The organism is Leptospira perdikensis (assembly GCF_004769575.1).
Taxonomy (GTDB): domain Bacteria; phylum Spirochaetota; class Leptospiria; order Leptospirales; family Leptospiraceae; genus Leptospira_A; species Leptospira_A perdikensis.
Window position 1 is genome coordinate 157,788 of record NZ_RQGA01000011.1, and the last position, 26,286, is coordinate 184,073.

26 protein-coding genes are annotated in these 26,286 nt (G+C 39.0%); 6 read left to right on the forward strand and 20 right to left on the reverse strand.

The genetic code is table 11. From position 1 onward, the window contains the following. Positions 1-41: 41 nt before the first annotated feature. The 5 genes from EHQ49_RS10765 to EHQ49_RS10785 form a co-directional block, all read right to left on the reverse strand. The gene (locus EHQ49_RS10765; protein ID WP_135579240.1) at positions 42-1,586 is read right to left on the reverse strand and encodes a hypothetical protein; all 1,545 of its coding nucleotides are present in this window, start codon (positions 1,584-1,586) and stop codon (positions 42-44) included. After that, positions 1,567-3,330: an apolipoprotein N-acyltransferase gene (lnt, locus tag EHQ49_RS10770; protein ID WP_135579242.1), complete on the reverse strand. Its 1,764-nt coding sequence runs from the start codon at positions 3,328-3,330 to the stop codon at positions 1,567-1,569. The genes EHQ49_RS10765 and lnt overlap by 20 nt, the downstream gene beginning before the upstream one ends. Before the next feature lie 24 nt (positions 3,331-3,354). Continuing rightward, positions 3,355-4,392 carry a PIN/TRAM domain-containing protein gene (locus EHQ49_RS10775; RefSeq protein WP_135579244.1) on the reverse strand — a complete coding sequence of 346 codons (1,038 nt, stop codon included), beginning with the start codon at positions 4,390-4,392 and terminating at the stop codon, positions 3,355-3,357. A gap of 39 nt (positions 4,393-4,431) precedes the next feature. Then, positions 4,432-5,013, reverse strand: coding sequence for a CarD family transcriptional regulator (locus EHQ49_RS10780; protein WP_002978378.1), 582 nt, complete (start codon positions 5,011-5,013; stop codon positions 4,432-4,434). An 83-nt stretch (positions 5,014-5,096) separates the two neighbouring features. Then, positions 5,097-5,708 carry a hypothetical protein gene (locus tag EHQ49_RS10785; RefSeq protein ID WP_135579246.1) on the reverse strand — a complete coding sequence of 204 codons (612 nt, stop codon included), beginning with the start codon at positions 5,706-5,708 and terminating at the stop codon, positions 5,097-5,099. Positions 5,709-5,945: 237 nt separating this feature from the next. Here EHQ49_RS10785 and EHQ49_RS10790 point away from each other — a divergent pair, with 237 nt between their 5' ends. Beyond that, the gene (locus EHQ49_RS10790) at positions 5,946-6,479 is read left to right on the forward strand and encodes a class I SAM-dependent methyltransferase (RefSeq protein ID WP_135579248.1); all 534 of its coding nucleotides are present in this window, start codon (positions 5,946-5,948) and stop codon (positions 6,477-6,479) included. A gap of 107 nt (positions 6,480-6,586) precedes the next feature. On the opposite strand, the gene EHQ49_RS10795 is transcribed toward EHQ49_RS10790, so the two are convergent. Both EHQ49_RS10795 and EHQ49_RS10800 read right to left on the reverse strand, forming a co-directional pair. Continuing rightward, a complete protein-coding gene (locus EHQ49_RS10795; RefSeq protein ID WP_244241446.1) occupies positions 6,587-7,351 on the reverse strand; it encodes a LamG domain-containing protein in 765 nt (254 codons plus the stop codon). A gap of 227 nt (positions 7,352-7,578) precedes the next feature. After that, positions 7,579-8,334, reverse strand: coding sequence for a LamG domain-containing protein (locus EHQ49_RS10800; protein WP_244241447.1), 756 nt, complete (start codon positions 8,332-8,334; stop codon positions 7,579-7,581). Positions 8,335-8,578: 244 nt separating this feature from the next. On the opposite strand from EHQ49_RS10800, the gene EHQ49_RS10805 reads away from it, so the two are divergent. Then, on the forward strand, positions 8,579-10,153 hold the full coding sequence (locus EHQ49_RS10805; RefSeq protein WP_244241448.1) for a 7TM-DISM domain-containing protein: 1,575 nt from the start codon (positions 8,579-8,581) through the stop codon (positions 10,151-10,153). Positions 10,154-10,157: 4 nt separating this feature from the next. Here EHQ49_RS10805 and EHQ49_RS10810 read toward each other — a convergent pair whose 3' ends face one another. The 7 genes from EHQ49_RS10810 to EHQ49_RS18735 all read right to left on the reverse strand — a co-directional run bounded on the left by EHQ49_RS10810 (position 10,158) and on the right by EHQ49_RS18735 (position 17,147). After that, on the reverse strand, positions 10,158-12,110 hold the full coding sequence (locus tag EHQ49_RS10810) for a PP2C family protein-serine/threonine phosphatase (RefSeq protein ID WP_135579257.1): 1,953 nt from the start codon (positions 12,108-12,110) through the stop codon (positions 10,158-10,160). Positions 12,111-12,192: 82 nt separating this feature from the next. Continuing rightward, entirely contained in the window at positions 12,193-12,777 is a 585-nt protein-coding gene (locus EHQ49_RS10815) for a cytochrome C oxidase subunit IV family protein (RefSeq protein WP_135579259.1), read from the reverse strand. A gap of 13 nt (positions 12,778-12,790) precedes the next feature. Continuing rightward, a complete protein-coding gene (locus EHQ49_RS10820; RefSeq protein WP_135579261.1) occupies positions 12,791-13,564 on the reverse strand; it encodes a cytochrome c oxidase subunit 3 family protein in 774 nt (257 codons plus the stop codon). Continuing rightward, on the reverse strand, positions 13,551-15,167 hold the full coding sequence (locus EHQ49_RS10825) for a cytochrome c oxidase subunit I (protein ID WP_135579263.1): 1,617 nt from the start codon (positions 15,165-15,167) through the stop codon (positions 13,551-13,553). Before EHQ49_RS10825 ends, EHQ49_RS10820 begins: the two co-directional genes overlap by 14 nt. Before the next feature lie 9 nt (positions 15,168-15,176). After that, a complete protein-coding gene (gene coxB / locus EHQ49_RS10830) occupies positions 15,177-16,139 on the reverse strand; it encodes a cytochrome c oxidase subunit II (protein WP_135579265.1) in 963 nt (320 codons plus the stop codon). Further along, positions 16,140-16,976 carry an SCO family protein gene (locus EHQ49_RS10835; RefSeq protein ID WP_135579267.1) on the reverse strand — a complete coding sequence of 279 codons (837 nt, stop codon included), beginning with the start codon at positions 16,974-16,976 and terminating at the stop codon, positions 16,140-16,142. It abuts the gene before it with no gap. 18 nt (positions 16,977-16,994) lie between these two features. Then, positions 16,995-17,147 carry a hypothetical protein gene (locus tag EHQ49_RS18735; RefSeq protein ID WP_167483005.1) on the reverse strand — a complete coding sequence of 51 codons (153 nt, stop codon included), beginning with the start codon at positions 17,145-17,147 and terminating at the stop codon, positions 16,995-16,997. Positions 17,148-17,271: 124 nt separating this feature from the next. Here EHQ49_RS18735 and EHQ49_RS10840 point away from each other — a divergent pair, with 124 nt between their 5' ends. Genes EHQ49_RS10840 through EHQ49_RS10855 form a run of 4 tightly spaced genes read left to right on the forward strand, consistent with a single transcriptional unit; the run spans position 17,272 to position 20,644 of the window. Next, the gene (locus EHQ49_RS10840) at positions 17,272-18,153 is read left to right on the forward strand and encodes a COX15/CtaA family protein (RefSeq protein WP_135579269.1); all 882 of its coding nucleotides are present in this window, start codon (positions 17,272-17,274) and stop codon (positions 18,151-18,153) included. Next, positions 18,153-19,007, forward strand: coding sequence for a heme o synthase (locus EHQ49_RS10845; RefSeq protein WP_135579271.1), 855 nt, complete (start codon positions 18,153-18,155; stop codon positions 19,005-19,007). The genes EHQ49_RS10840 and EHQ49_RS10845 overlap by 1 nt, the downstream gene beginning before the upstream one ends. 45 nt (positions 19,008-19,052) lie before the next feature. Continuing rightward, positions 19,053-19,724 (forward strand): TPM domain-containing protein, encoded by a 672-nt coding sequence (locus tag EHQ49_RS10850; protein WP_135579273.1) that lies wholly within the window; start codon positions 19,053-19,055, stop codon positions 19,722-19,724. Continuing rightward, on the forward strand, positions 19,724-20,644 hold the full coding sequence (locus tag EHQ49_RS10855; RefSeq protein WP_135579275.1) for a TPM domain-containing protein: 921 nt from the start codon (positions 19,724-19,726) through the stop codon (positions 20,642-20,644). The genes EHQ49_RS10850 and EHQ49_RS10855 overlap by 1 nt, the downstream gene beginning before the upstream one ends. A gap of 83 nt (positions 20,645-20,727) precedes the next feature. Here the strand turns inward: EHQ49_RS10855 and EHQ49_RS10860 are convergent, their stop codons facing one another. The 6 genes from EHQ49_RS10860 to EHQ49_RS10885 form a co-directional block, all read right to left on the reverse strand. Continuing rightward, the gene (locus tag EHQ49_RS10860) at positions 20,728-22,755 is read right to left on the reverse strand and encodes a SpoIIE family protein phosphatase (protein WP_135579277.1); all 2,028 of its coding nucleotides are present in this window, start codon (positions 22,753-22,755) and stop codon (positions 20,728-20,730) included. Positions 22,756-22,828: 73 nt separating this feature from the next. Then, positions 22,829-24,109: a citrate/2-methylcitrate synthase gene (locus tag EHQ49_RS10865; RefSeq protein ID WP_135579279.1), complete on the reverse strand. Its 1,281-nt coding sequence runs from the start codon at positions 24,107-24,109 to the stop codon at positions 22,829-22,831. 56 nt (positions 24,110-24,165) lie between these two features. Beyond that, positions 24,166-24,516, reverse strand: a complete 351-nt coding sequence (locus tag EHQ49_RS10870) for an STAS domain-containing protein (protein WP_039938032.1) — start codon at positions 24,514-24,516, stop codon at positions 24,166-24,168. Between the two features lie 42 nt (positions 24,517-24,558). Beyond that, positions 24,559-24,780 (reverse strand): hypothetical protein, encoded by a 222-nt coding sequence (locus EHQ49_RS10875; RefSeq protein WP_135579281.1) that lies wholly within the window; start codon positions 24,778-24,780, stop codon positions 24,559-24,561. Positions 24,781-24,830: 50 nt separating this feature from the next. After that, positions 24,831-25,235, reverse strand: a complete 405-nt coding sequence (locus EHQ49_RS10880; RefSeq protein WP_135579283.1) for a c-type cytochrome — start codon at positions 25,233-25,235, stop codon at positions 24,831-24,833. A 63-nt stretch (positions 25,236-25,298) separates the two neighbouring features. Continuing rightward, a complete protein-coding gene (locus EHQ49_RS10885) occupies positions 25,299-26,213 on the reverse strand; it encodes a TIGR01777 family oxidoreductase (protein ID WP_135579285.1) in 915 nt (304 codons plus the stop codon). Between the last annotated feature and the right edge of the window lie 73 nt (positions 26,214-26,286).

Below are 26,286 nucleotides of genomic sequence, written 5' to 3' on the forward strand. Positions count from 1 at the left end.
CCATAGCAGCTAACGTTCATTAGAGGAAAAATCATTCTCTCTTAGTTTCCGATATTCTTCTGTGGTTGGTTTAACTTAGGCCAAAGTAATTTATCTTCTCTTTCCTTTTTTTTGTTCATTGTTTCACTAAGCCTAGTTCGTAAGATAAATTCGATTTGGTCTTTTGAAATATTTGGTAACTGATTCGCGTCCGATACATTCCCCAGATCTCTAAGTAACAACTGAATGGATTCGTAAGCCTTTTCATTTAAAAAATCTCCATTGGTTGGAAGATTAGGAATTCGGTTCCAAGTTTGAATTGCTTCGGATAAAAGTTTGGAATCTTTACGAGCCGTCCCTGCTTCCCAAAGAACTCTTCCTTTGTCGAAATAACCATCTTTGATACGATACCCTTTTGGCGTTTTTGAAATCAAAGTGTCAATGATATCTATTCTTTTTTTAGAATACGCTTCCTCTACATCTTTTACTGAAAATAGTTTTTTATCTTGTAATAACTTTTTATATTTCTGTTCTACTCTTCGTAACGTTTCATACCGCAACGTTTCTTTTTGTTCCGGTGTTGCCAGTTTCAAATATTCTTTTGCGTGAAAATATTGTTCGAGTGCTCGTGTTTGGATTTCGTAAATATTTTCTATGGTAAAAAGAATCTCGGTTCCGGTATTGGTTCCTAAGTTTGCAGAAAGAGCTGCCATCATTTGTCTAAGGAAATCTTCCTTATTTAGATTTTCTTGAAAGTAATCAATAGCAAAATAACTCGGATCCCCACTAAAAGGATAGGCCAACCTTTGTAAATTCTCATAATACAAATCCCTAACAAAAAAACTAAGATCTCCTTTGTCTGGATCATAACCCATAAACCGGGAAATAAACTCATCTAATTGTTTTTCTTTTTTCTGTTTGAGTGTTTTATCTAAGTATTTATTTCGATCCTCTTTAGGCATAGAAAGTGGAGACTTTGGCTCCGCCTCTCCCTCTTTAGAGACACGCATAGTAATCGGCGGAGAGGATTCATCTCCCTTCCGGAACTCTTCTATAATACGATTTCTTTCTTTATGAACAAATAAATTGTCCTCTGCCGTTTCTATATCCACCCGAAAAGGATCACGAATTCCTTTTACTGTAGGGAGAACATCTTTAACAATGATATCCTCATAATCACGATTACGTTTGATGTAAGAATCCGCAACTCCCGAATTTTCATTGATCTGATCGTATTCGTTTTTAAATTGTTTGCGTAAGGTAGATGTACCTTCCAGATCCTTTACTAATTCTTCCCATTGGCTTCCCTTATATTTTCCCTTAGAGAACCCTCCGCCATCACCGTCACCTTCTTCTCCATCACCTGGATCTTCAGTGGTTTCTGCATTTCCAAATTCACCACCGGACTTACCAAAATTCATTTGAAATGCGACTTCTGCCTCCTCTTCCTGGGAATAAATCCAAGGAGGGCCACAGAGAGTTTTTTGATAAGGGGAATCCGAAGAATTAAACGAATATATAATCAGTGTTATGTGAGACACAACAGAAAAATAAAATGCGAAATAAAATCTATTTTCGAATAGAAATTTAAGAATTCCTTTTCGCATAAAAGAAAAACACTAATCCAACAATTCCCATAAACAAATAGGAAAGTAGATTTCCATACAATCTATAAAAAGTCATTTCACCCGGAATCACTTGTACTTTTTTTCGGATCACAGCAGTGGTTTCAATAGGGGTAAAATCGTTGTCAATATTCCGTCCCAAATGATCCGTAAATACCGACGTGCCGGAGTTAGTCGAACGAACAATCCACTTACGGAACTCAATAGCGCGAAGTCGTCCCAAAGTATGATGTTGGTAAGTTTCCACTGAGTTCCCATACCATTTATCATTGGTCACGTTAACAATAAAATCAGGATCTCCTTGAAACTTTCTTACAAATTCGGATATGATCACTTCATAACAAATCAAAGGTAAAAAACTACCGATTTGTTTTTCTTCCACCTTGTCTTTCGAATAGTATTCACGGACACTTGCCGGTCCCATCGTCATTGTATCTTCAAAATGGAGAGCTTTTGATTGAGAAGAATCGTTCTTGCGAGATTCATAATATGGAATTAAATCGAGATTAGTTCCGGGTGCAAATTGTCCGGTTTGACCAGACAAAGCATACATCCATTCAAATGGCATATATTCCCCAAAGATCAGCAAAAAAACCTTTTGATAACTATTCCTTCTTTCTCCATTTGGATTCATAAGCACAGACGAATTATACATCCGAACATCTCGTCTAGAAATTCTCCCTGGAAGTGCCGTTGGAACCAAATCGGCATCCAATTCATTATAAAAAACATTGGTGCCATGACGAAGACTAAGGATGGCCATTAGAGATTCAAACTGGTGCCAATAGATACGACTATATCTTGTTACTTCGGTATCATGAGTGGTAAAAAAAGGAACTCCTGATTCGGGTAAAACTACAAGATCCACAGGATTCCCTGTCAGTTCTCTTTCAGCCATAGTATCAATGCGAGTCATTAGATTTCGAATCTCTTCTGCAGGATTACGTCCGTCTCGAAATTCTAAAGGAGCATTGGGTTGTATCACCAAAACATCACGTTCCGCAACAGGTTTTACATTCGACCATTTATGAAATAAATAATATCCGTTCCCAAAAAACAAAATAATTACTAAACCAAGGCCGATACCACCGAATACAAATTGTTTTCGAAATCTTTTGTGTTTAGAAAGAAAGTGTGTAAACAATCGGAGAAAGGTTTTTGGCTTTCTAAGTGAAAATAGATAATAGGAAACAAAAAAAAGAAATGCAGACAGTCCGTACGCACTCGTATACTCTGCGTTTTGTGCCAGAATATGATGTTCAGCAACAACGTTTCCGAAATACCAAGGGAATACTTGTGGTGTAAAAAACTCGGCAAAAAGAATCGAAAACGAAGCAATGAGTGGGAAAAATCGCCCCACTCGTTTTGCTAAAAAAGAAAAAACCAAAAGATACACGGGGAATTTGAAATTCAGAAGGATCGCCGAACCAACAAAAATGGGAACAGCTAAATACCAGTCAAAACCACCAAATACAGTGGTCATATGATAAACCCAATGAAAAGAAACTAAATAGAAAAGTATCGCAAAACCAAATCCGTGATAGATGAGTTTTCTCCATTCACCACGATTTTGTTTTTCGATGATAAAAAGCCCAAACGGAGCCAACCAAACAAAAAAAGGTAAATTAAGGGGAGCAAAAGAAAGGAAGGAAAATGCTGCAGTGAGCGAATACAAAAAAACGGATATGATACCTTTGCGCGAAATTAAAAAACGTAAGAGTTTCATACCCGTTAGACTACTAAAAGTGGATTACGATTTGTTGTAGTTATTGTTACCGTTTTGCACTTTTGTGAAAATCATCTTTCCGGCAGCGGTTTGAATGATACTTGTCACAACCACTCGCACGTCTTTTCCCACTAAGTGGCCACCGTTTTCAATGACAACCATAGTTCCATCTTCTAAATAACCAATCCCTTGGTTTTCGTCCTTTCCTTCTTTAATGACGGAAATTTGGAATTCTTCTCCGGGAAGAACCACTGGTTTTAAGGCATTAGCAAGATTATTCAAATTGAGAACTCGAACCCCTTGTAATTCAGCCACCTTGTTTAAGTTGAAGTCGTTGGTAACAACGGCTCCACCTGTATCACGTGCTAGTTTCACAAGTTTAGCATCCACTTCTCTTGTATCTGAATAATCAGTATAAGTGATTTTAACTTCGATAGAACCTTTTCTTTGGAGTTTGTTTAACATCTCAAGACCACGTCTTCCGCGAGCTCTTTTGATTGGGTCAGAAGAATCGGAAATGAGTTGGATCTCACGTAAAACAAAGTTTGGAAGGATGAGTGGACCATCCAAAAAATGCGTGTCAGCGATATCTAAAATACGGCCATCGATCACAACAGATGTATCCAGAATTTTATCGCGGATTTGGCTATTCGATGTTTCGAGTCCTGGAATTTGAAAACTAGAACCAGCTCCACCGGCCCCACCACCAAAAATCGCAAGACCAGGCTTTTTCGCGAAAGCAGTTCCTGTTTTGATTCCTGTTAGGAACAAAAGAACAGCAACAAAGATAGCAATGGATTTATATCCGTAATCGTTAAGGAGACTCACAGGGAATGCCGCAATCGACAAACCAAGAAGTGCTCCAACACTGGCACAAAGTAAAATATCAGCTTTGATTTCAGGGAATAATTTTCTCTCACCTAACACGAGGATTAGGGAATAAACGAGAATGATTCCAGCAAGTGTCCCCGCCAAAACGAGGTTTTGCGATTCCGAATATAAGAAGAAAAACGATACCGAAGAGACGATGATCGTCCCAAGGGCTGAAAGTAAGTGTTTCATAACTCAATCCTTATAAAAGAGTTGAGCAAAAACGGAAGTTTATTCTAAATCTAGATCATCATCCAATTCTTTTGGAGGTGGTGCTGGAGCCAATCCCTGAACCGAAGCCGCTAACACATCGGAGACGATGTTTCCTGCTTCTTCCTGGGGTACACCTTTACTAAGTGCAATTTCCATCTTTACTAAATTATAGGCGCTCTCATAGAGCTTTCTTTCCATAATGGAAAGTTCTTTGCCATAGGCACGTCTGTAAAGATTACGGCAAACATCAGCCACCTCGAAAATGGAACCAGACTTGATCTTGTTCATATTGTTCTGGTAACGGACTTTCCAGTCCTCTTCCGTGTCGACCTCATCCTTTTTTAGGAGAGTGAGAACTTTTTTGATCTCTTTTTTATCAATGATCGACCGGATACCCACATCCATTGCGCGATCCACCGGGATAGAGACCTTCATTTTGGAACCTTGAATTTCCAAACTGTAACAGTCCTTTTTCTTTCCCAGAATCAGCTTTTTTGCAACTTCTGTGACTTCACCTACTCCATGGATGGGGTATACAACATAGTCCCCAACCTTGAATTTAGGCTCTTTAGTTTTTTCGTTTAGTTTTTTTGTAGCCAAGTAAGTATAATAACTTCCGTAAATACTCTTGGCATCACTATACCTGAAAATTGACGAATGTCAAGGAAGTTGACAAAAATAGTTTAGAATCGAATGGTTTTTACCCCAGCGTCGGTAAGAGAAGGGAGTTTGGACTTAACCGCTTCTAAAGTTTCCTTAGCATCATCCAACCGATAGAAGTAACCTGCAAAGAGTTTCCCAGTGGAGGTACGAAAGATCCGGCCTCGTAAACTTGGATTTGTATCAATCAATTGTTTGCCGACTGCCACCGCTTCTTCCGGTGTGAAATCCCCAATTTGTACCATATAGTTGATTTGGTCATTTTTGGGCGGAAACTTCAAGGTAGCCGGAAACGGGGATCCCGAAGCCGAATCGGATCCTTCTGCCCGACTTTCTTCTTGGTTCGGTGTTTCCTGAGCTGATTCTGTCAGTTTGGGCGCTGGCAATTTATGGGAACCTACATTCGAAAATGATGTTTCCGAGTTTTCTTTGAATTTGGTTTCCTTTTGTCCGAGTTGGATTCCCACAACCATTCCCGAAGTAAAAAGTAAAATCCCACCAATGAGAAGTATGAATGCCGACTTCGGTTTGGGAGAATTTCCCAAATATGATGGAGTTTGCGGAGAATAGGAAGGAACCTCGCCCTCAAAGGGTCGACCGGATCTAAGCTTTCTTGAATAGTCTATATTTTGCATGGGTCTTCCGGTATCTCTATTACTCTAATTGTCGGACACCGATTCCAAAAAATAGAATGATTTTTGATGAAATCGAAAGGACCTCCGTTTGTTAGATCGTAGTTGAAATCACTAGTCCTATTTCAAAAATGATATTAACAAATCGTGAATTGTCCTCTTTGTGAATCTGAATCGAATCCTTTTTTCACCAACAAATTTCGTTCGTATCAAAGATGTAGGAAATGCCATTCCATTTTTATGGAACAAGAGTTTTTGCCTGGTAGGGACGAAGAGAAGTTGCGGTATATGGAACACAATAACGATGTCCATGACATTCGTTACCAAAATTTTTTAAGACCAATTGTTGAGAAAGTTGTATCCAATCAAAAACCAACCGACCAGGGACTGGACTTTGGAGCAGGACCCGAACCTATCGTTCAGTTTTTACTCGGCCAATTGGGTTATCCAATTAAATTATACGATCCCTTCTTTCACAATCACTTAGAGAATCTAAACCAAACTTATGATTATATGATTCTTACAGAAGTTGTAGAACATTTCCATTTTCCGAAATTAGAATTCCAAAAATTAAACCAATTATTAAAACCAAATGGGATTTTATACATTTTAACTCATCCCTATGACGACTCCATTGATTTCGAAAGTTGGTATTACAAAAACGACAAAACACATACTTTTTTTTATACAAAAAAATCTTTTGAATGGATTTGTAATCAATTTGGATTCAAAAATTTCGAAATTGAAAATCGAATCATTATAATCAAAAAGTAGTATGACTTTCTCATCATTAAAACGAGAAACAGAATTCCTATTCTTAAAAAGATTTTAAAATTAGATTCAGATACAACTTAAACACAGCCAAAATAAACCAATGACACCTAAGGAAGGCTCATTAAGGTAGAAATATCACCTGCACTCAGTTGGCGTCCTTGGAAAAACCAAATGTCATCCATCCTTCCAGTAAAAAAACGAGGGTTACTGTAACCATAACCGATGTTTAGTGGTGTTCCTGCCCACCATTGAAACGGTGCACTACCCGTAACACATCCAGTGACATACGGATCCCCCGTACCTGGGTCGAAGGAATTGATCGAATCAGAGGTAACACCCACATTGACTCCGTTGACCCAAATGGTTCCCTGCTGCGTCGCTCCACTATGAACGTAAGTTATATGAGTCCATACGTTTGCGGATAAAACCGTTGAAGAAGTACCTACGGTAAGATTAGCATTATCCCAAAAGGAAAAAAAAGAAGAAAACTCGGCATGCCCTGTTGCATCCAATAAAAGTCTGGCCCCTGGATTATAACCAATACCTTGCTGAAAACCCATAATTTGATTGTTCGTGGCATTGTGTGGAAAAATCCATAATGCAATGGCAAAGTCTTCGTTACAAAGAGGATTAAAATCACTTGCAAAAAATTGATCGGTTCCATTGAAAGAAGCTGTACCGTTTGGTAGATTGGAACGACTGAGAGAATACGAAGGACCAGAAGTAACAGGCCAAAATGAGCCAGGGGAATATCCATGATGGGCGTTTCCACTCAAATCATTGGTGTTCCCATCCAAAGGATACCATGCATAAAGACCGGAGATTAGTGTGGGTGGGATTTGGAAACCATTTGTAGAATTAAAACCGTTCAAACTACAACGTCCTTGTAAAAAACACTTTAAAATTTCGGTTTCGATAAATGCTCTGCTTTCGTAATCTCCCGTATTATTAAATGAGTTTAGCTGACAGTAAAATGATAAACTGAAGGCGAATGAAAAAAATAGAATCTGTCGAGGGATCCGTATGTATTTCTCCATAAATGCATAGGATATCCGAAAAAAAAAGTTGGTCGTCCGAAACTATATTTCAGGACACTTTTTTAGAAAGGAAGGCTCATTAAGGTCAAAATGTCCGCCGCACTCAGTTGACGTCCTTGGAAAAACCAAATGTCATCCATCTGCCCGGTAAAAAATAAACCAGTATACGCATAACCAATGTTCAGTGGTGTTCCTGAATGCCATTGATTCGGAGAGACTCCCGTTGTACATCCTGCAAAAGAACCAAAGTTCGAAGTAAGACCGCCGTTCACTCCATTGATCCAAATATTTCCCTGCCGAGTGGCGCCATTGTGAACGTAAGTGATATGAGTCCATACGTTTGCGGACAGAACGGTTGAAAAGGCACCAGACAAACCATCTCCATTATAGCCATAAGCAACCCAATAGGCACTAAACTCTGCATTCCCCGATGCATTCAAAACCAATGAAATTCCGGGATTGGCACCTGGACTACTTTGGTATCCCATGATTCTGTTATTTGAAACTACACTTGTGTAGATCCATAAGGCTATGGAAAAATCCTCATGACAAAGAGGAGTAAAGTTACTGGCAAATAATTGGTTGGTTCCGTTGAAAGTCGCAGCACCATTTGGTAGATTGGAACGACTGGGAGCATAAGAAGGGCCTGCGGTCACAGGCCAAATCCCACCTGGGTAGTATCCATGATGATGATTTCCACTCAAATCATTGATGTTCCCATCCAAAGGATACCATGCATAAAGACCAGTGGTCAGTGTGGATGGGATTTGGAAATCATTTGTAGAATTACTGCCTTTAGAGCCACAACGCTCTTCCAAAAAACACTTTAAAATTTCAGTTTCAGCGTATGATTTGCTTTCGTAATCTCCCCTATTATTGAATGAGTTTGGCTGACAATCAAATGATAAACAGAAAACAAATATCAAAAATAGAATCTGAAGAGGGATTCGGATATGAATTGCCATGAATGTAAAGCATATCCGAAAAAAAGAACAAGTCGTCCGACCCTATATTTTGGGACATTTTTAAACTTGCCCAATTGATCATTCATTCAGAAAAGTTATGATGATGTGGTCGAAATCCTTCTTTTTCCTCTATATTAGCTTATTTATCTGTAATTGTTCCTACTTTTACGAAAACAACATCACAAACAAATTCGAGTATTTCGAGGACAAGGCCTACAATATTGATATTTCCAACATAGAATCAGTTCCTAAGTGGAATCAAATTCGAGAAAACACGATTAACTTTCATTATTCAAAAAGTGCAATATGGCTAAGGGCACGAGTTTCTAATGAAACCTTCAAACCCAAGAGTATACTCTCTTTCGAGTGGCGAGTCTTAGATAATATTCAATTATATTTTCCTAACTCCAAAGATTCTTATACTGAATACCGAACAGGGGATAGTTATCCGAAATCTAGTTGGGCTGTCCCAGAATCCTTAAGCCCGAGTTTTCGCATTCCCGACAAGGCAACAGGAACATATTTCTATGTCCGACTGCAATCGAGTTCTTTGATTTCGTTTCCAATTCTGTTACTGAACGAATACGAATTTCAAAATAAAATCCTGATCGAATCATCTGCCACTTGGTCAATTTTATGTTTCTCGGCGGTAATGTTAATCATTAGTGTATTTTATACTTTAGCATTTCGATTACGTGAATTTTTTTACTATTCTATTTATGTCATAACAAATACACTCTGGTGTAATACTCAATTTGGAAATTCATTCCATACCTTTTGGCCGAACGCAATATGGTGGCAAGGAAAGGCTATTTTGTTCTTTCTATCGGTCGGAATTGCCGCCTCATTTCAATTCACTAGACTATTTTTAGAAACAAAAATAAAAACACCATTCACAGATAAATTATTAGCAACTTTAGCGGCCACTGGAATTATCTCGGCCATCGGGATTTTAGTAACAGAAGAATATTCTTTTTTTTCCAAAGTAATTAATATTACTTATATAGTTTCCATTCCTCTGATTCTACTAACGGGTATTAAAGTTTTTCTAATGGGTGAAAAAAGAATTATTTTCTTCTTAGCAAGTTGGGGATTATACTTTTTCTTCGGATATATTACCATTTTTTATCATTTAGGAATTACGAATTACTCCTTATTAGCTGTTTATGGTCCTGCCTTTGCATTCCAATTAGATTTATTTTTTTTGTTGTTCAATTTGTTCCAAAAGTACCAAGACTTAATACTAAATAGAAACATTATTTTAGAAAGAATGTTTACCCTTGAGTCAGGTCCAAAAAACAAATACACAAAATCGAAGTTAGAAAAAATTGATTATAATCATTATTTACACAAACTCGAATTGTGGATGGAAGAGGCAAAACCTTACCTAGATGAAAAGTTAGATTTGGAAAAAACGTCCATAGCAATTGGCCTAAACATCCAACAAACTTCCGAATTAATTAATGCTAAACTCGAAACAAGTTTTCGCTCCTACATCAATTCTTATCGAATTTTGGAAGCGAAACAAATTTTAAAAAACAAACCAGAAATCCCGATCATTTCAGTGGCATTCGCAACTGGATTTGGATCAAAATCAAGTTTCAATTCAGAGTTCAAAAAAACCACTGGATTAACCCCAATCGAATATAGAAAAGAATCTCAATCTATTTGAGGATTCAAATTCTACTGATCAGTTCTTTCAATTTCAAATTGTTTGGTTCCCGATTCTGAATTTGTTTGATTAAAAACGAAAATCGATCTTTGTCTCCATTTAATCGACAAACATCTGCCAGATGAATTAAATTTCTAACATTGGATGGTTGCCGCAATCGAACACGCTCACTAAGTTCTTGCGATTCCCATAAAAACGATTGTGATTTATACAAAGAAAACATTCTTTTATACAAAACAGATGTATGAAACATCCATATAGTATCAGAAGGATAGTTTTCTAACGCAAGACTTGCGTATTCCATTGCCTTTACTAAATCCTCTTTTTTCTCGTATAACTTTGCGATGTATTTTAATTCAGAGATAGAAGTTTCGAGGGCCGACTCATAAGACAACAACAAACCAAGGGCCTGGTCATATTGTTTTTCACGTATATTCTCTTTTGCTTCTACGTAATATTTCCCTGGCCTCGGATACGCGTCCAGATTGTACTGTAAGGAAATTAAACTTAAGTCGTCAGAGTATTTTCCTTTTTTGCGTAAACAATCGAGAAGAGGTTGCATTTGGCCTTGTGCTTCTTCGATATTTTCTAAAATTAAATTTTGATTTTCATTGATATCGCGATACCTTCCCGCTTCCGATAGAACCAAGTCATCTTTCCCATCAGAACCACAAAAAATTTTATCTCCTTTTTTCATTTGAAAAACAGAGATGAACGTATCCGACAATCCCTCCATCACACCTAATTTGTAATAGTGAATTTCATTTTCGATAAAAGATGCTTTTCCATCACGATATAAAATCACCCAAGGGTGTTCTAAATTGATAAAATATAAAGTTCCTGTAGATTCTTCGAGAAGACCAACTACGGCAGAAACCAACATAGCTCCGTCGAAGGTTTCAAATACCTTCTGTAAATCCAAATAACAATCATGTAACCAACGTTCAGGTGACCGATTCGAGGAAACAGGATCCATCCTAGAACGAATGATGATAGAGTTATATACAGCTCCAAGTACGATAGCACCCCCTGCTCCTTGGATTGATTTACCCATGGCATCCCCATTGATAAATGCTTTATAACGTTTCCCTTGTAGAATTAAATTAAATACAGAAACATAGTCTCCACCTAACTGATATTCTTTGTTTCGGAAGTAGAATTTTTTATATTGATTGATTACAGTTTCGATCGCAACAGCATTTCCATCTGCTTCGTGACCAAGGAGTGGCTCCAATAAAAGTGATGTTAAAAAATAATCCCCGTCTTGTTGAGTTTTTAAACTTTGAATTTCATCTACAGTTTTTGTAATTTCTTCATTCTTTTTAATGATTCGTTTGTGGTTTAAAAAGGCATGAAAACGATACCTTTCCATGATGAGGCCACTAAAAATTCCAAGGACATAACTAATCGCCAAGTTTTGCATCGAATACGATGCAGCAGCCGTAGTTAGATCCGGTTGATAAACAATTACAGAAATAAAAAAAATCCAAATAGATATAGGATAATAGATAAATAAAGTTTTTCTCGGGAGAGGTAAAAAGGGAAGGATCATCACGAGCATCTGGTAACCAGAGACATATGGCGCATCGTCAGCAATCCTGCCGGTATAATAAGCCGCAGTGAATAATAAATATGCATACACTAAATAAGCCCAGGTCAGACCTTCCCAATGAGAATGTTTCTTTCTGGAATGATTAAAAAGTATGAATACTATGTAAGAAAAACAAAGAAGACTAAAACCAATCCGAAAGTAGAACAGCTCAGGAAATTCAGGATGGAGTTTAGCATCTGTATCAAAGGCGAAACCTAACATACCAAAGACGCCGATAATACTCCCAGGAATTTGAATGATCCGGGTATGCCTGTCTAATTCTTCGATGTAATCTTTGTTATAAATTTTCCTTTCTGGAATTAGATCTAGGAATTTCGAAAGAATCGTTTTGAAATACTGATACACGATTCTTCATTAGACGAAAAAGCCCGCGCGAGGGCGGGCTTGTTTAAAATGCTTTTGTCTATTTTTTTCTAGACGAGTGGTTTTATTGAAAACTTGTCGTAGGCAAAATTCGTGAGATGATATCACCAAACGAGAAAGCGAAAAGCAATGCCAAGAAGGCAAATGCAGAAAGGAAAATCACTCGGTTTAGCATATTGTCATACTTTAAGTGCATGAAATAAGCCAATACAAAGAAAGCCTTACAAGTTGCCACAGCCATAGCAACAATCATATTCCACTTTCCTAAATCGTATTGTGCTACCCAAACTGTCACAAAAGTTCCAAAGAACAATGCCAAAAGAACATACACATAAGTTTTGATAGAAATTACATGGTGTTCGTGGTGTTCTTCTTCCTCTTCACCATCTTCTACCCACATAGAAGCAGAAGCATGGTCTTCTTTGTGATCTTCATCACCTAAAACAAACTTTAACAATTTGTTATCTTTGTTTTCTTCTGTAAACTTCGCATAACGATCTGTTTGGAAAAACTGACCGAACCAGTTTATGATGAATCCTAAAATAGTAGCTTTTGCGATCCCTGGAGCAAAAATTCCAAATCCAAGAATTGGAGTGAAAACTGCAACGAGGGCGATGAAGTAAAGTCCGTAATTGATTACGTATTCCATTCTATAATACCTTTTATCCTACTAAATAAAGAAGTGGGAAGAGGTAAATCCATACCAAGTCCACTACGTGCCAGAAAAGACCCACACCTTCAACAGGAGTATAGTATTCAGGACCAACCTTTCTTCTTAGAGTTTTGATAAAAACCCAGAAGATCAGGAAAGCACCAGCAACCACGTGAACCCCGTGAAGACCAGTCATGACAAAGTAAAAACCGTAAAACATTTCCCATCTTGGTTGAGAGATCACTGCTTTTAAACGAGATACTTCTTCTGCACTCACATGGTTTTTTTCAAGTTCAGCAGGGTTTTTAAGAAGAGCGGAAATTTTAGATTCACACTCAGCTCTTTTTCCACCCGCACCACAAGAAGGATCAACTAACGAAAATTTGCCAGGAACAGTTCCGACATGGAACTTGTGGCTATATTCGAAGTATTTAATTACCATAAAGGCACCAGCACAAGCGATCGTTAATGCTAACATGATTGCCGCGATTTTATGCAAACCACGTTGCACATAATTAATTGCTGCTGCCATTGTAAAGGAACTGATAAGAAGAACAACGGTGTTCACCGCTCCCATTTTCCAATCTAATGTTTCCGAACCATTTTTGAAAACAGTTGGGTAAAGAGAATGGTAAATAAGGTAACCTACAAATAGGCCACCGAACATAAGGATTTCTGTGCAAAGGAACAACCAGATTCCTTGTTTGGAAGAGGCATATTGGTGTTCTGCACTCTTAAAATGGTGTTGGTGTTGAAATTCACTTGAAGAACTAACGGAAGTCATATGGCCCTGCAGTTACTGTTGGAGTAGTTGTAAAGTTTTCGTGTGGAGGAGGAGAAGACGTTTGCCATTCGAGTGTTTTTGCACCCCAAGGGTTGTCAGAAGCCTTTTCACCTTTAAAAATTCCATGAATGATAGTGATAAGTCCTACCAAAAATCCAAGACCGATGAGCCAAGATCCCACTGTAGAGATTTGGTTAAGGTTTGTGTATTCAGGGAGGTAATCAAAGTAACGTCTTGGCATTCCCATCGCACCGAGTACGAATTGTGGGAAGAAAGTTACGTTAAATCCAGTAAAGATAAGAACCCAAGAAATCCTTCCACCGAGGTCAGAAGTCATTCTTCCAAACATTTTTGGGAACCAGTAGTAGATACCGCCCATAAGTGCCATTAGCGTTCCCCCTACCATTACATAGTGGAAGTGAGCTACCACAAAGTAAGTGTCATGGAAGTGAACGTCCATACCAGTAGATGCGAGGAATACTCCAGTCAAACCACCGATTGTAAACAAAAACATAAAACCAAGAGCGAAGAGCATGGGCGCTTCGAAGGTAACTGTTCCGCGATACATAGTGGAAATCCAGTTGAAAAGTTTGATCGCTGTTGGAACCCCAACAAACATTGTGATGATGGAGAAAATGATACCGGCAAGAGTCGATTGACCGGAAACAAACATATGGTGTCCCCAAACAAGGAAGGATACTGCTGCAATCGCTACTGATGAGTATGCAATCGCACGGTAACCAAAAATTGTTTTTTTGGAGAACGCAGTGATGAGTTCAGAAATCACTCCCATCGCAGGAAGGATCATGATATAAACTGCAGGGTGAGAATAGAACCAGAAGAAGTGTTGGAAAAGAACAGGGTCCCCACCTAAATCTGGATCAAAAATCCCGATTCCAAGAGTTTTCTCTGCTCCAATGAGAAGAAGAGTGATGGCAAGGATCGGTGTTGCAAGGATCTGAATGATGGAAGTAGAATACAACGCCCAAATCATAAGTGGGATTCGATCCATTGTCATTCCAGGTGCTCTGAGTTTATGAGTGGTAACGATGAAGTTTAGTCCCGTAAGGATGGAAGAAAAACCCATAGTAAAAGCACCCAAAACGAGCAAAATCACTCCATTCGAAGTTTTTGCCGTAGAGTAAGGAGTATAGAATGTCCAACCTGTATCCACTTGGTTAAAGATCATTGAAGATGCTCCAATCGCAGCCCCCGCAATGAAAATGTAATAAGAAGCCAAGTTGAGTCTTGGGAAAGCAACGTCTTTCGCACCCAGTTGGATTGGAAGAACAAAGTTTCCAAGAAAGGCAGGAATTCCAGGAATGATCACCATAAATACCATAATGGCACCATGGAAGGTCATAAACTTATTATAAGTGTCTGGCTCTAAAAGTGGTGTGGCACCAAATTTAGCTAAATGCAATCGAATTCCTAAAGCAAAGAAACCACCGATGAGAAAAAGGGTAGCTACTGTTGCAAAGTACATAAGACCAATGCGTTTGTGGTCCAGAGTGGTCATCCAAGACCAGATTCCAGATCCGTGGTTCAGATAATTATGGTCAGTGGAATGACCATGTTCGGATTTTGTATGTGCTGAACTCATCTCTCTTCCTTATTTAATGGATTTGATATATTCAATTAGGTTGGCAACTTCTTCGTCAGACAAAGAACCTTGGAATAACGGCATCGCTGGTTGGTAAGTTTCTACAATTTTAGCAGTAGAAACAAGGATGGATTCACGTAGGTAATTCTCATCCGCTTTTGTTTTACTACCATCAACGAATTTTCGCTCAGAACCAAATAGTCCTTTCATGGTAGGTCCAACAACTCTAGATCCGTCGATCGAGTGGCAAGAAGCACAAGCTTTTTGAGCAAATAGTGTCTTTCCAAGGTCAGCGGGAGTATCTGCACCTTTTTTCTCAGCATGATACCAAGCAGCAAATTCCTCAGAAGGAATGGCTTTGATCTTAATCATCATCCCAGAGTGTTTGGTTCCGCAGTATTCCGTACAGAAAACGATGAATTCCCCCGGTTGTTTTGGTTCGAACCAAAGTTGGGTGAGTTTTCCTGGAACCGCATCTTGTTTGGTTCGGAAAGCGGGAACATAGAAACTATGAATGACATCTTTAGAAGTAAGGACGAGTTTCGTTGCTTTGCCTGCTGGAACGATCATTGGATCATTTGCAGAGCTATAGAACTCTTTTCCATTTGCATAACGATAAGTCCACGCCCACTGCTCAGCAGTTACGTGAATTTCAGTTGCGATATCTTCTGGTGGAACGCGAAGTTTTTCAAAAATCACCATACCCCAGTAGAAAATCCCCATCATGATCACGAGAGGAATGAATGACCAAAGGAATTCCGCAAAATTATTGTGAGTAATGTATGCAGATTTTTGGTCTAAACTTGTACGTTTGAACTTGATGAGGAACCATGTCATTCCACCAATCAAGATGACAAACGAAACAAGGCTTGATATGATCAGAAACGCATAGAGAAGATCGACTTCTTTTGCGATTTCAGTCGCCTGGATAGGCATGAACGAGGTCGCTGGAATGAGACTGCTCCAAGACATCTATGTGACTCCTTGACGGTTGTTATTTGTTATTTTTCGCCAGTTTATGTATAAAAACGCACCGAGAAGGAGTAAGGTGACCGCCCCCCCGAATTGCATCATCCTGTATGCGTATATCGTATATTTATTTTTTCTCGGATCAAATTGAAAGCAAAATAAAGCAAACTTGTCTACAAAACTCCCAATCTTACCAGAAGATGCCTCAAGAAAGGCAAATTTCAAATCTCTTGGTTCGAGTTGGATCCCTTGAAAAATCCGCGAGACCTTCCCTTCAGGAGTCAAAACATAAACTCCACTCGCGTGGATGTATTGTTTTGCTTCCGCATCCCAAGCATACCGAAAGTCCAATTGCTTTGTAAGTGCATCAATGGATTCCTGTGTGCCTGTCAAGAGGTGGAGGCCTTGGTCTGCTCCTTCCCTACCATATTCTTTCAAATAAGCACCTTTTTTGGGAAACGAAACAGATTCGTTTTCTTTCGGGTCAATGGATACCGCAATGTATTGGTATTCTTTGCCGAGAGTCCAATCGAGGGCCTTCAGACCTTGAAACACACCATTTAAGTGGAAGTTACAGAGTGTGGGACATTTGAAATAAACGGGAGAAAGCAGGATTGGTTTTCCCTTCGAGAGAAAATCGGAGAAACGAACTGTTTTTCCTGATTCATCCCGAAAAGGAATATCGAGGTTCAGAGATTTCCCCGTGACATCGGAAAATCCAATGTTTTCTAGTTCTTTCGGGAGTTTGTTTTCCCGAGTGAGGTTGGAATGCGGATCGTACGCATACACGACCCCAGACCAAAACAACAAACAAAGAAAAGAGAAAAGTCTAATGTTCACGAAGGTTTGGTGACTACCCTATTTGGATTGAACGCTTTTGGATTCCATTCCTGGGTTTTCCGGAGTACCCGGATGAACGAAGGAAATATAAGCGAAGAAAAGAATGTTGAGTGCAAGTGTGACAAGGAAAGTCCAATAGCCACCCTTATTGTAAAGGTCTGTGTTTTGCATAAATTTACCTGTTATAGTCTATACGAAAAACTCCTCTTTTTATCCAACAATTTTTAAAAGATGCAAGATTAATTTTATTTTCCCCAAACTCAGATCACAAAACCTGGAGGAAACAGATAGACGTATGACACTCAAACGTTTTTACACCATTCTTTCCGCATTAATTCTCATCAATCTCCTCTACGGACCACTCGTAAGAGCAACAGATTCTGGATTGGCATGCCCTGATTGGCCACTGTGTCACGGGAAATTTGTACCAGAATTTACATTTCAAATTTTTATGGAAGTGGGCCATAGATACTATTCTGGTATTTTAGGGATCCTTGTCGGTATTGGTTTTGTTTGGATTTTACGAAACAAAGACACAAGAAAAAGTTTGGGAATCCCAGCAACACTATCACTGATTTTTCTGATCTCTCAAGTCATACTTGGTGGATTGACAGTTACCAAACTCCTCCACCCAACAACAGTTAACTTACACTTACTCAATGCAGTCCTTCTATTATCTGCATGCCTTACAGTTCGATTGTTGATTCCAGAAGGTCCCAATTCTAAATTTCAGTGGCAAAGACCCGGTAAATATTTTTTTGTTTTTACACTGACTGTAGTTTTATACCAACTTTTTCTTGGTGGGAAGGTTAGTTCTCACTATGCAGGCCTTGCCTGCCCCGATTTCCCAACTTGTTACGGGGAATGGTTTCCTGAAATGAAAGGAACCATTCGTTTTCAAATGGAACATAGGTTGTTTGGTTATTTAGTAACGCTTTCAGTACTTTCACTTTCGGCTTATGGAATCCTTTATTTAAAAAATGGAACCGTTAAAAAATCGCTGAAAATCGCAGCTTATCTTGTCTCTTTTCAAATCCTTCTCGGTGCAATGAACGTTTTATACCACCTCCCAAAACTAATTACCGGATTACACACATTAAACGGTGTTCTTGTGTTTATGTTTTGTTTTATTGCAGCTTTTTACCATTTTCGGTCTGAGGGAAAAGAGGTTTTATAATGTTCCGATTATGGAACCAACTCACAAAACCTAGGGTCACCGTACTCGTTCTTGCCACCGTCCTTCCCGGCATGTATTTAGGAACTACTGGATACCCGTCCCTCTGGGAAATTGGTATCACTCTACTGGGAACCTATCTTATGAGTTCGGCATCCTTTATTCTCAACCAATACATTGAAAGAGAAAGAGATGCCGTGATGTATCGGACAAAACAAAGACCAATCCCGTCGGGTGAAATTTCTCCAGTCTTTGCACTTTCCTTGGGAGTGATTGTTGCGATTGTAGCATTTGTCATTTTAACCTACTATATCAATCTACTAACGGCCGTTTGTGCATTATCCGCTCTTCTTCTCTATGTATTTTTATATACAATTTGGCTGAAACCAAGAACGGAACAAAACATTGTGATTGGTGGAATTTCTGGATGTATCGGTCCACTCATCGGATATGCCGCCATGGCAAATACACTTCCCATCCAAGCCTGGGTTTTGTTTTTAATGATTTTTCTTTGGACACCAGCACATTTCTGGGCCCTTGCTATCTTCCTAAAAGATGATTATGAATTTGCAGGAATTCCTATGATGCCTGTAGTTTCCGGAATCCAAAAAACTGTAAACCAAATCTTTCTTTATGCGATTGCTTATTCGACATCGGTGATTGGGTTTTATTTTACCGATGACAGAATGGGATTTCTTTTTTTGATTTCTGCCATCCTTCTCACAATTTTGATTTTGGTTTTTGCTTATCGTTTGAAACAGTCACAGGATAAACTACTCGCAAAACGGTTTTTCTTTTTTAGTATCTTTCACTTATTTTTAGTAAGTTTAGCCATAGTCATCGATTCTAAAATCTAGGTTTTTTGATTGATTTGAATTAAAATCCCTGTTTTTCTTCTGCCCATGAGCATACTTGCGCGTTATTTTTCGAAGTCCGATTTGGATGAAATCAAATCAGCGGTTGGTGTTGCAGAGTCCAAAACCTCGGCAGAAATCGTTCCTTTTTTTGCAGAATCTTCCCACCATTATAAGGAATGGGCATGGCTTGGCGCCTTTCTTATGGGAGGTTTGAGTGGGGCCCTATTTTATACTGTCGAAAATTTTTATGGCAGCTTATGGGAAGGGGAAGGTAAATCTTTCATTGCGATTGTATCTGTATGGTTAGGTGCTGTTTTGGGACTCATAATCACTACGGTTTTTCCAAAAATCAGAATTAGTTTAGTATCTCGAGGCGCCAAACAATACTTTGTCGACCTAAGAGCAAAAGAAGCTTTTTTAGACGAAGAAGTTTTTAGAACTAAAAACAGAACAGGGATTTTAATTTATATTTCTTTGTATGAACACTTTGTTCGAGTATTACCGGACAAAGAAATTGCCAAAGTTGTTCCTAAATCAGAATGGAATGAAGCAGTTCGTTTGATAGTGGAAGGGATGAAATCCAAAAAGAAAAAAGAAGGGATCGTTTCTAGCATTCTCTTTTGTGGAGACCTGCTAAAGAAATACAACATCCAAAGAGAAAAAGACGATAAAAACGAAATCTCTAACGAAATCCGTGACGGCGGGAAATTGATGTAATGAATATTGATAAAAATATTTCCAATTTAAATTTTGTATCGAATCTACTCCGCAAAAAAGAATTGTTTTTTGTTTTTCTTTTATTTTCAACCCTAACAGGGATCGGTTCCTTTCCTGTACCCAAACTCGAAAGACGAGTGATGGACCATGCAGGAATTTTATCGGAAGCAACAATAACCAAATTAGAATCCGAACTCAAACAATTTGAAACGGATACCTCCAATCAAATTGCAGTGTATACGACCCCAAGCCTTCATGATGAAACCATCGAAGATGTCTCTATGCAAATCTTTGATGAATGGAAATTGGGACAAAAAAATAAAAACAATGGAGTCCTTTTACTTATCGCACCTAACGAAAGAAAGATGCGAATTGCAGTGGGACGTGGGCTAGAAGGAGCCCTCACAGACATCCAAGCGAAACAAATCATTCGTAACGAACTACGACCTAGTTTTAAATCGGGAGATATGGATGGAGGTGTCATAGCAGGGGTCAATGCCATAATGGCTGCGATTCGTGGGGAATACGCACCTTCAGAAGATGATGTAGATACCTCAGGAAGTGATGTGGAATCGGAAGTTTCTTCTGGGATTGTCGGTGGAATTTTTACCTTCATTTCTTTGTTTATCCCAGGTTTTGGTGGTGTTGTATTTTCTATTATAGGAATTATTACTCTTTACCCTCTGTTAGTTGCTATGATGGGAAGTTTTTTTGCCCTTGCTGTTGCCATCATCATCTTCCTTGTGGTCATGATTTTGAAAGGAACCATTGGCAAAGGTGGTAGTGGTTCCGACGGTGGTTTTTACGGCGGCGGTTGGTCTAGTGGAGGAAGTGATTCCTGGTCTTCGAGTGACTCTAGTGATAGTTGGTCCGGCGGAGGTGGTGATTCCTCAGGTGGTGGATCTTCCGGAGATTGGTGATAGGAAATCGGGCCGCTCACTGAAACAAAAGAGCGATGATTCACATCAAACCAATCTTAACAAAAATCACCTAACGTTTTATGTTAGGTGATTTCAATAAAAATAAGTGTGGAGTCGTCTTTCCATTGTGACTTGTTCATTCTTTGGAATAACATAGTTTTGATGGAAGGAACAACTTCTTCGAAGGGTAAAGTTACGGTATTCTGAATCACTTCTAACAAATCCCCCCAGGCCTGTACCCCATCGGATTCGTTTAATTCTTCAAAGAGTCCATCCGTAAACAAAAAAATTCGATCTCCCGATTCAACCTTTGATTCCAAAATTCCATACCGGTAATGTTCCAAAATTCCGATGATGGGGCCTGTGTTTTCAAGCATAGTCGTAGGACCATTTTTTTTCAGATGGATTTGATTTTGTACACCACCCCCCGCATAACGTAGGATTTTTTGATGGAAATCAAAATCCATAACAAGGGCTGGAAAATAAATTTGAAGGTCTGCATTTTTATCATAGAAATGTTGGTTCATATAGAACAACAAATCATTCGGTCGCATGGCTACAGCAGAAACACGTTCAAACTCTGATTGGATCATCATGGAATAAAGGGCCGCCTGTAAACCATGACCGGTTGCATCACCTAAAAAGAATCGATAATAGAAATCTTGAATTCGTTTTACGAAAAAGATATCTCCACCTACTTCAGCAATTGGTTTGTATAATATATCTACTTTGAGATAAGGCTCTAACTCAGGAAGTTTGGTAACACTTTGGATGATGGACTTAGCCAATCGCATATCCTTCCCAATTTGATCCAATTTCCCTTGCAGTTCTTCTGTTTTGTCTTTTACTCGTGTTTCCAAACGTTCATTTAAATCTGTTAGTTGGTTTTGTACACGTTGTAAGGTTTGGTTTTTGTCTGAAAGTTCAATGGCTAAGTTTTCAGCCTCGACAAAACCCCGGGAAAAATTCCTGGCAATGTATACAGACTGTACAAAGAACATGGTAAAAATTCCGAAGTGGATGGTAAGTGGGCCATGAATGATTAGGTTATTGACCAAACTATCATTGATAAAACTAGCAATGAAGATCACAAAACTAAACAAAAAAATAACAGCACCAGGAAGCGAATCGCGAATGGCCCTTACAATGACTAAAAAAGTATAAATCGCACCCATCAAAGTAAAAACCTGGAAAGGAACCATTAAATACGTGTAAAACGATGACCTAGTAACCAAAACGATAAAACAAAATGCAAATCCCAAATATTTTAGAATTTCATAGGCACGACGCGAAAAATACGGTTTAAAAAGTAGATAGACATACTTTGTAAAAATAGGAGTGATCAAAAAGAAACTTAAGTAACTTAGTTTCAAATGAACTTCCCAAGGTAATCCAGGATAAATATGCACCAAGTATTTATTACCTGCAATAAACACTCGCAAGGCGACTAAAATACAGGTTAAGGCAAACCAATAAGTAAATGGATCTTTTTTTCTGTTCCAATACAAAAACAGATGATAAAGACCCATGAACAAAATACTACCGGCAAGTAACATATCTCGCAAAATCGCAAACTCATATTGATGGTGGATCTCCGATGTTTTTCCAAGTGTGATAGTCTGAGCCGGCCCACCCTTTCTATGATGGTAATTGGAAATTTGTAATAATATAGAGGTTTGGTTTTCTTTTGGGAAAAAATCGACGATTTTTGGTCTGTATTCTGGTTTACCATTTTGGTAAGAAGTCGCAACCACACCGTTAGATGCCAATCGAACACCATCAACAAACAAAACATAGGCGGTTTCCATTTCAGGAACTCTGAGAGAAAGTGGGACTCCTTTTTGCCCGTGTTTTACATCTAGACTAAAGGTGGCATACCCATCCCCAGCCAAAAAGCCACGATTCCAAAAAAAATCGGACCAAATGCCGGGGACGGAAAAAAAATGAGGTTCCCGGCTCGTATCTAAGGTTTCGAGTTCGGAGGGAGAAATCAAAAGACCGGGATAGTATTCCCAGTCACCGATGAGTTCTAAAGTTTTTGTCTCGTCTTTTAAGTACGACTCGGCCGACAGAAACCCTTTTTCCACCTTTGGTGGCGCTTCTTTCGGCATACACGAAATCAGCACCAAACACCAAACCATTCCGAACCATCGGAAATTCATAGAGGATAAAAGTCTAACGAACCTATAGGCGACTCTGAACTGGGATGTATTTTCTTTGATTTTCGCCCACATATATTTGTTTTGGACGAACTTTTGAGAAGTCTCCCTTCATTCTTTGTTCTCTCCAGTGTGCAAGCCAACCAGGTAATCTTCCAATTACCTGCATAACAGAGAACATATCCTTAGGGATTCCCAACGTGTGAAATACGAGTCCTGAGTAGTATTCTAAGTTCGGGTAGAGGAGATTTTCCATAAAATAAGGATCGTTCCAAACCACTTCATCAATTTGGAGGGCCACATCTTCCACAGCACTTAACTTTCTGCCTTTGTAGAATTCGCGAATGATTTCACGAGCGACTTGGGCACGAGGACTGACCACATCGTATGCCTTTTGTCCAAATCCATTGGTTTGAATGTTGAGACCACCACGTTTGAATCTTTCAAAATAATCTTTAACAGGTGTTTTTGTTTTGATGATGTCTTCAATAAGGCCAATCGCGGCAGTAGGTCTTCCACCCTCACGAGCTCCCCATTGTGCCATGATCCCAGCAGAGATCGAAGCAAATAAATTTGCTTGAGTGGATCCAACCACTTGAACAGCTGTATTGGATACATTTTGTTCGTGGTCTGCATGTAAGATCCACATTTGGTTTAGAATACGGTCAAATTCTTCTGGTACATTGTAATTGTCCGCAGGAAGTTTGTGCATCATATAAAGAAAGTTTGTACAATAAGGATTTTTATCCAAAGGATAAACAAACGGGTGTCCTACGGCATGTTTGTATGTGAAAGCAGCAATGGTACGAATTTTTGCAAGTAATCTTGCAATGAGATCCACTCCCATATCCAGTTTTTCTTCATATTCCTGCAAATAATAACTAGAAAGTGAAGTTACCATCACAGATAGAACCGCAAGTGGATTGGCAACACCAGGAAAACCATCAAAGAGGTTCAACATATCTTCGTGGATCATTGAGTGTTTTGAAAGGCGACTAGAAAAATCACTTAACTCTTGCTTGGTGGGGAGATTTCCATAAATTAATAAAAACGAAGTTTCCACAAATGTGGACTGATAAGCAAGTTCTTTCAGATCATAACCACGGTAAGTCAATTCACCTTTTTCCGGATCGCGTCTTGATACTTTAGATAAACCAAGAGCTGTGTTAAACAAACCTGGATCCACAGTCACGAGGCCGGTTTTTCTATAAAAATCGGTTAGGTCGATTCCTTCTTTTCCATCGGTACCAATGATGACCGGTAATTTGTATGTTTTGCCCTTGACGTGGATTTCCACTTCACTCATGAAAAGACCTCTCTCCCTCCTATCTTGCGGAAGGGAAGTTAGGAATCTAGAATAATTTAGACTTGGGTGAGTGCAGAATTGAGAGAATCGTGAATGAGGACAAAGTCAGTCAAACCAACAATATCCATCACTTTACGGAAGTGGGTATTGAGTCCTGCGAACTCGATTTTTCCCTGATTCTCAGAAGATTTTGTAATGAGACTGATCAAGGTAGCGATCCCGGCAGAATTGATATAAGAAGTTTCAGAAAAGTTCAAAATGACACGAGTACGTTTGTCGGAAGGGATGGATTCGTAAGATTCCACAATCTCTTCTTCGGCTTCGGATGTGATTTCGCCAGAAATGTGAATCACAGGGAGGTTTCCCCCATTCTCAAATCCCAACCGAATCTTAAACTCTTCCATCATTAGCTTCCAGGGAAATCCACTGAGAACGCGGGTCAACAAAAATTAGGATTTTGATTTTCTTTCTTCCTTAGTCATCCGACCAAAGGGTTGTTTGCATTTTCGGCAGACAAAGTACACATCGGTCGGTGTAGCTGATATCCCGACAAGGCCCATGGCGATCATTCCCCAGGTGGAATACTTTACTACTTTGCGTGCGTTTTCATCCTCACGAGTGGTTCCACAATCACAAGTGGTGCGATCGGCTTTTTTGATTATTTGGTTCATAAGGCAAGTGTTCGGTTCCGGCATATAGACGGAACCGAAAAAGAGAATGATTAGTTTTTAGAAAGGTGTTCTACGTATTTAGCAAGGATGCGAATGTTATCGTCACCCAAATGTCCGTAAGCAACCATTGGTGATCCTTTGATTCCTTCTTTCAATGTTTTAGTTACGCCAGCAGCAGTATTTCCATTTTTCCATTCAGATACTGGAGCTTTGTAGTTTCTTGGTTTTGGATTGAGAGCCGCAGCCGCTGCACCGTCACCAGCACCTTTCTCACCATGGCAAGAAGAACAGTTTTGTAAATAGAGTTCTTCTCCTTTTACAAGATCAGGATCTGCACTAGCGCTAGATTCAACAGCAGCTGGTGTTTCTTCTTTTGGTTTGGAATCGCCACAAGCTACCATCACAAATGCGAAGGAGAGTGCGAATAGAGAGACTAAGACTTTTTTTGAGTTCATTTCTTACTCCGAGATAAGGATGACTCCAGTCTCTCACTTACTTTACGTTTTGAAAAGAAGAAATCAAACTTTTTCTAAAAGATTTGAGAGAGCCGTTTCTAAATTTTGAAACTGAAACTCATAACCGGTAGAAAGAAGTCTTTCGGGAAAAACGTATTGTCCTTTTGTAATCACAACGGCGCCTTCTCCATAAAGCGCTTGTATAACGAAAGAAGGTACTTGAAAAAAATGAGGACGCCTTAGTGTTTTTGCTAAAACACGAGAGAACTCTTCGTTACTTACAGGGGATGAGGAAACTAAATTATAAGCACCTGATGCTGATTCTAATTGCATTAAGTGTAACATTGCAGAAATAAAATCCAATATATGTATCCAACTCATTCCTTGTTTTCCAGAGGCAATGGAACCACCCACTCCCAACAGAAAAGGAGGAATCATTTTTTCCAAAGCACCACCTTTCGGAGATAGAATGATTCCAGTTCTAAATACCAAAGACCGAATGCCTCTTGATTTTAAAGGAAGAGTTTGGTTCTCCCATTCTACACAAAGTTTTGCAAGGAAGTCATCCCCAGGTTTTGTGTTTTCTGTAAAAGGAGGGTGTTGGCCTTCACTCATTCCATAATAACCAACCGCACTAGAGTTCACAAAAACTTTAGGTGGTGATTTTAAATCCAAAACACGAGCAACAAGTCCTCTTGTAAAATCGATACGAGATGTTTCGATCAGCGTTTTTCGTTCATCTGTCCATCTAACGCCCGCTATTGGCTCTCCAACTAAATTGATGATTGCATCCAATCCTTCTAAGTCTGCGGTTTGCGGGAGAATACAAGAAACAAATTCTAAATTAGGATAAGAAGAAAGTTCGGGAGGTAAGGAAGTTTGTCGCGAAAATACGCGGAACCGATGCCCTTTGCTAGACGCTGTTTCGATGAATGACCTACCAATTAGGCCAGTACCACCTAAAATTCCGATTTTCATACGATCTCCTTTCGTTTCAGACCATAAAAAAAGAAGTAGCCCATTTTTTTAGTAAACATAAGTTTTTCTTTCA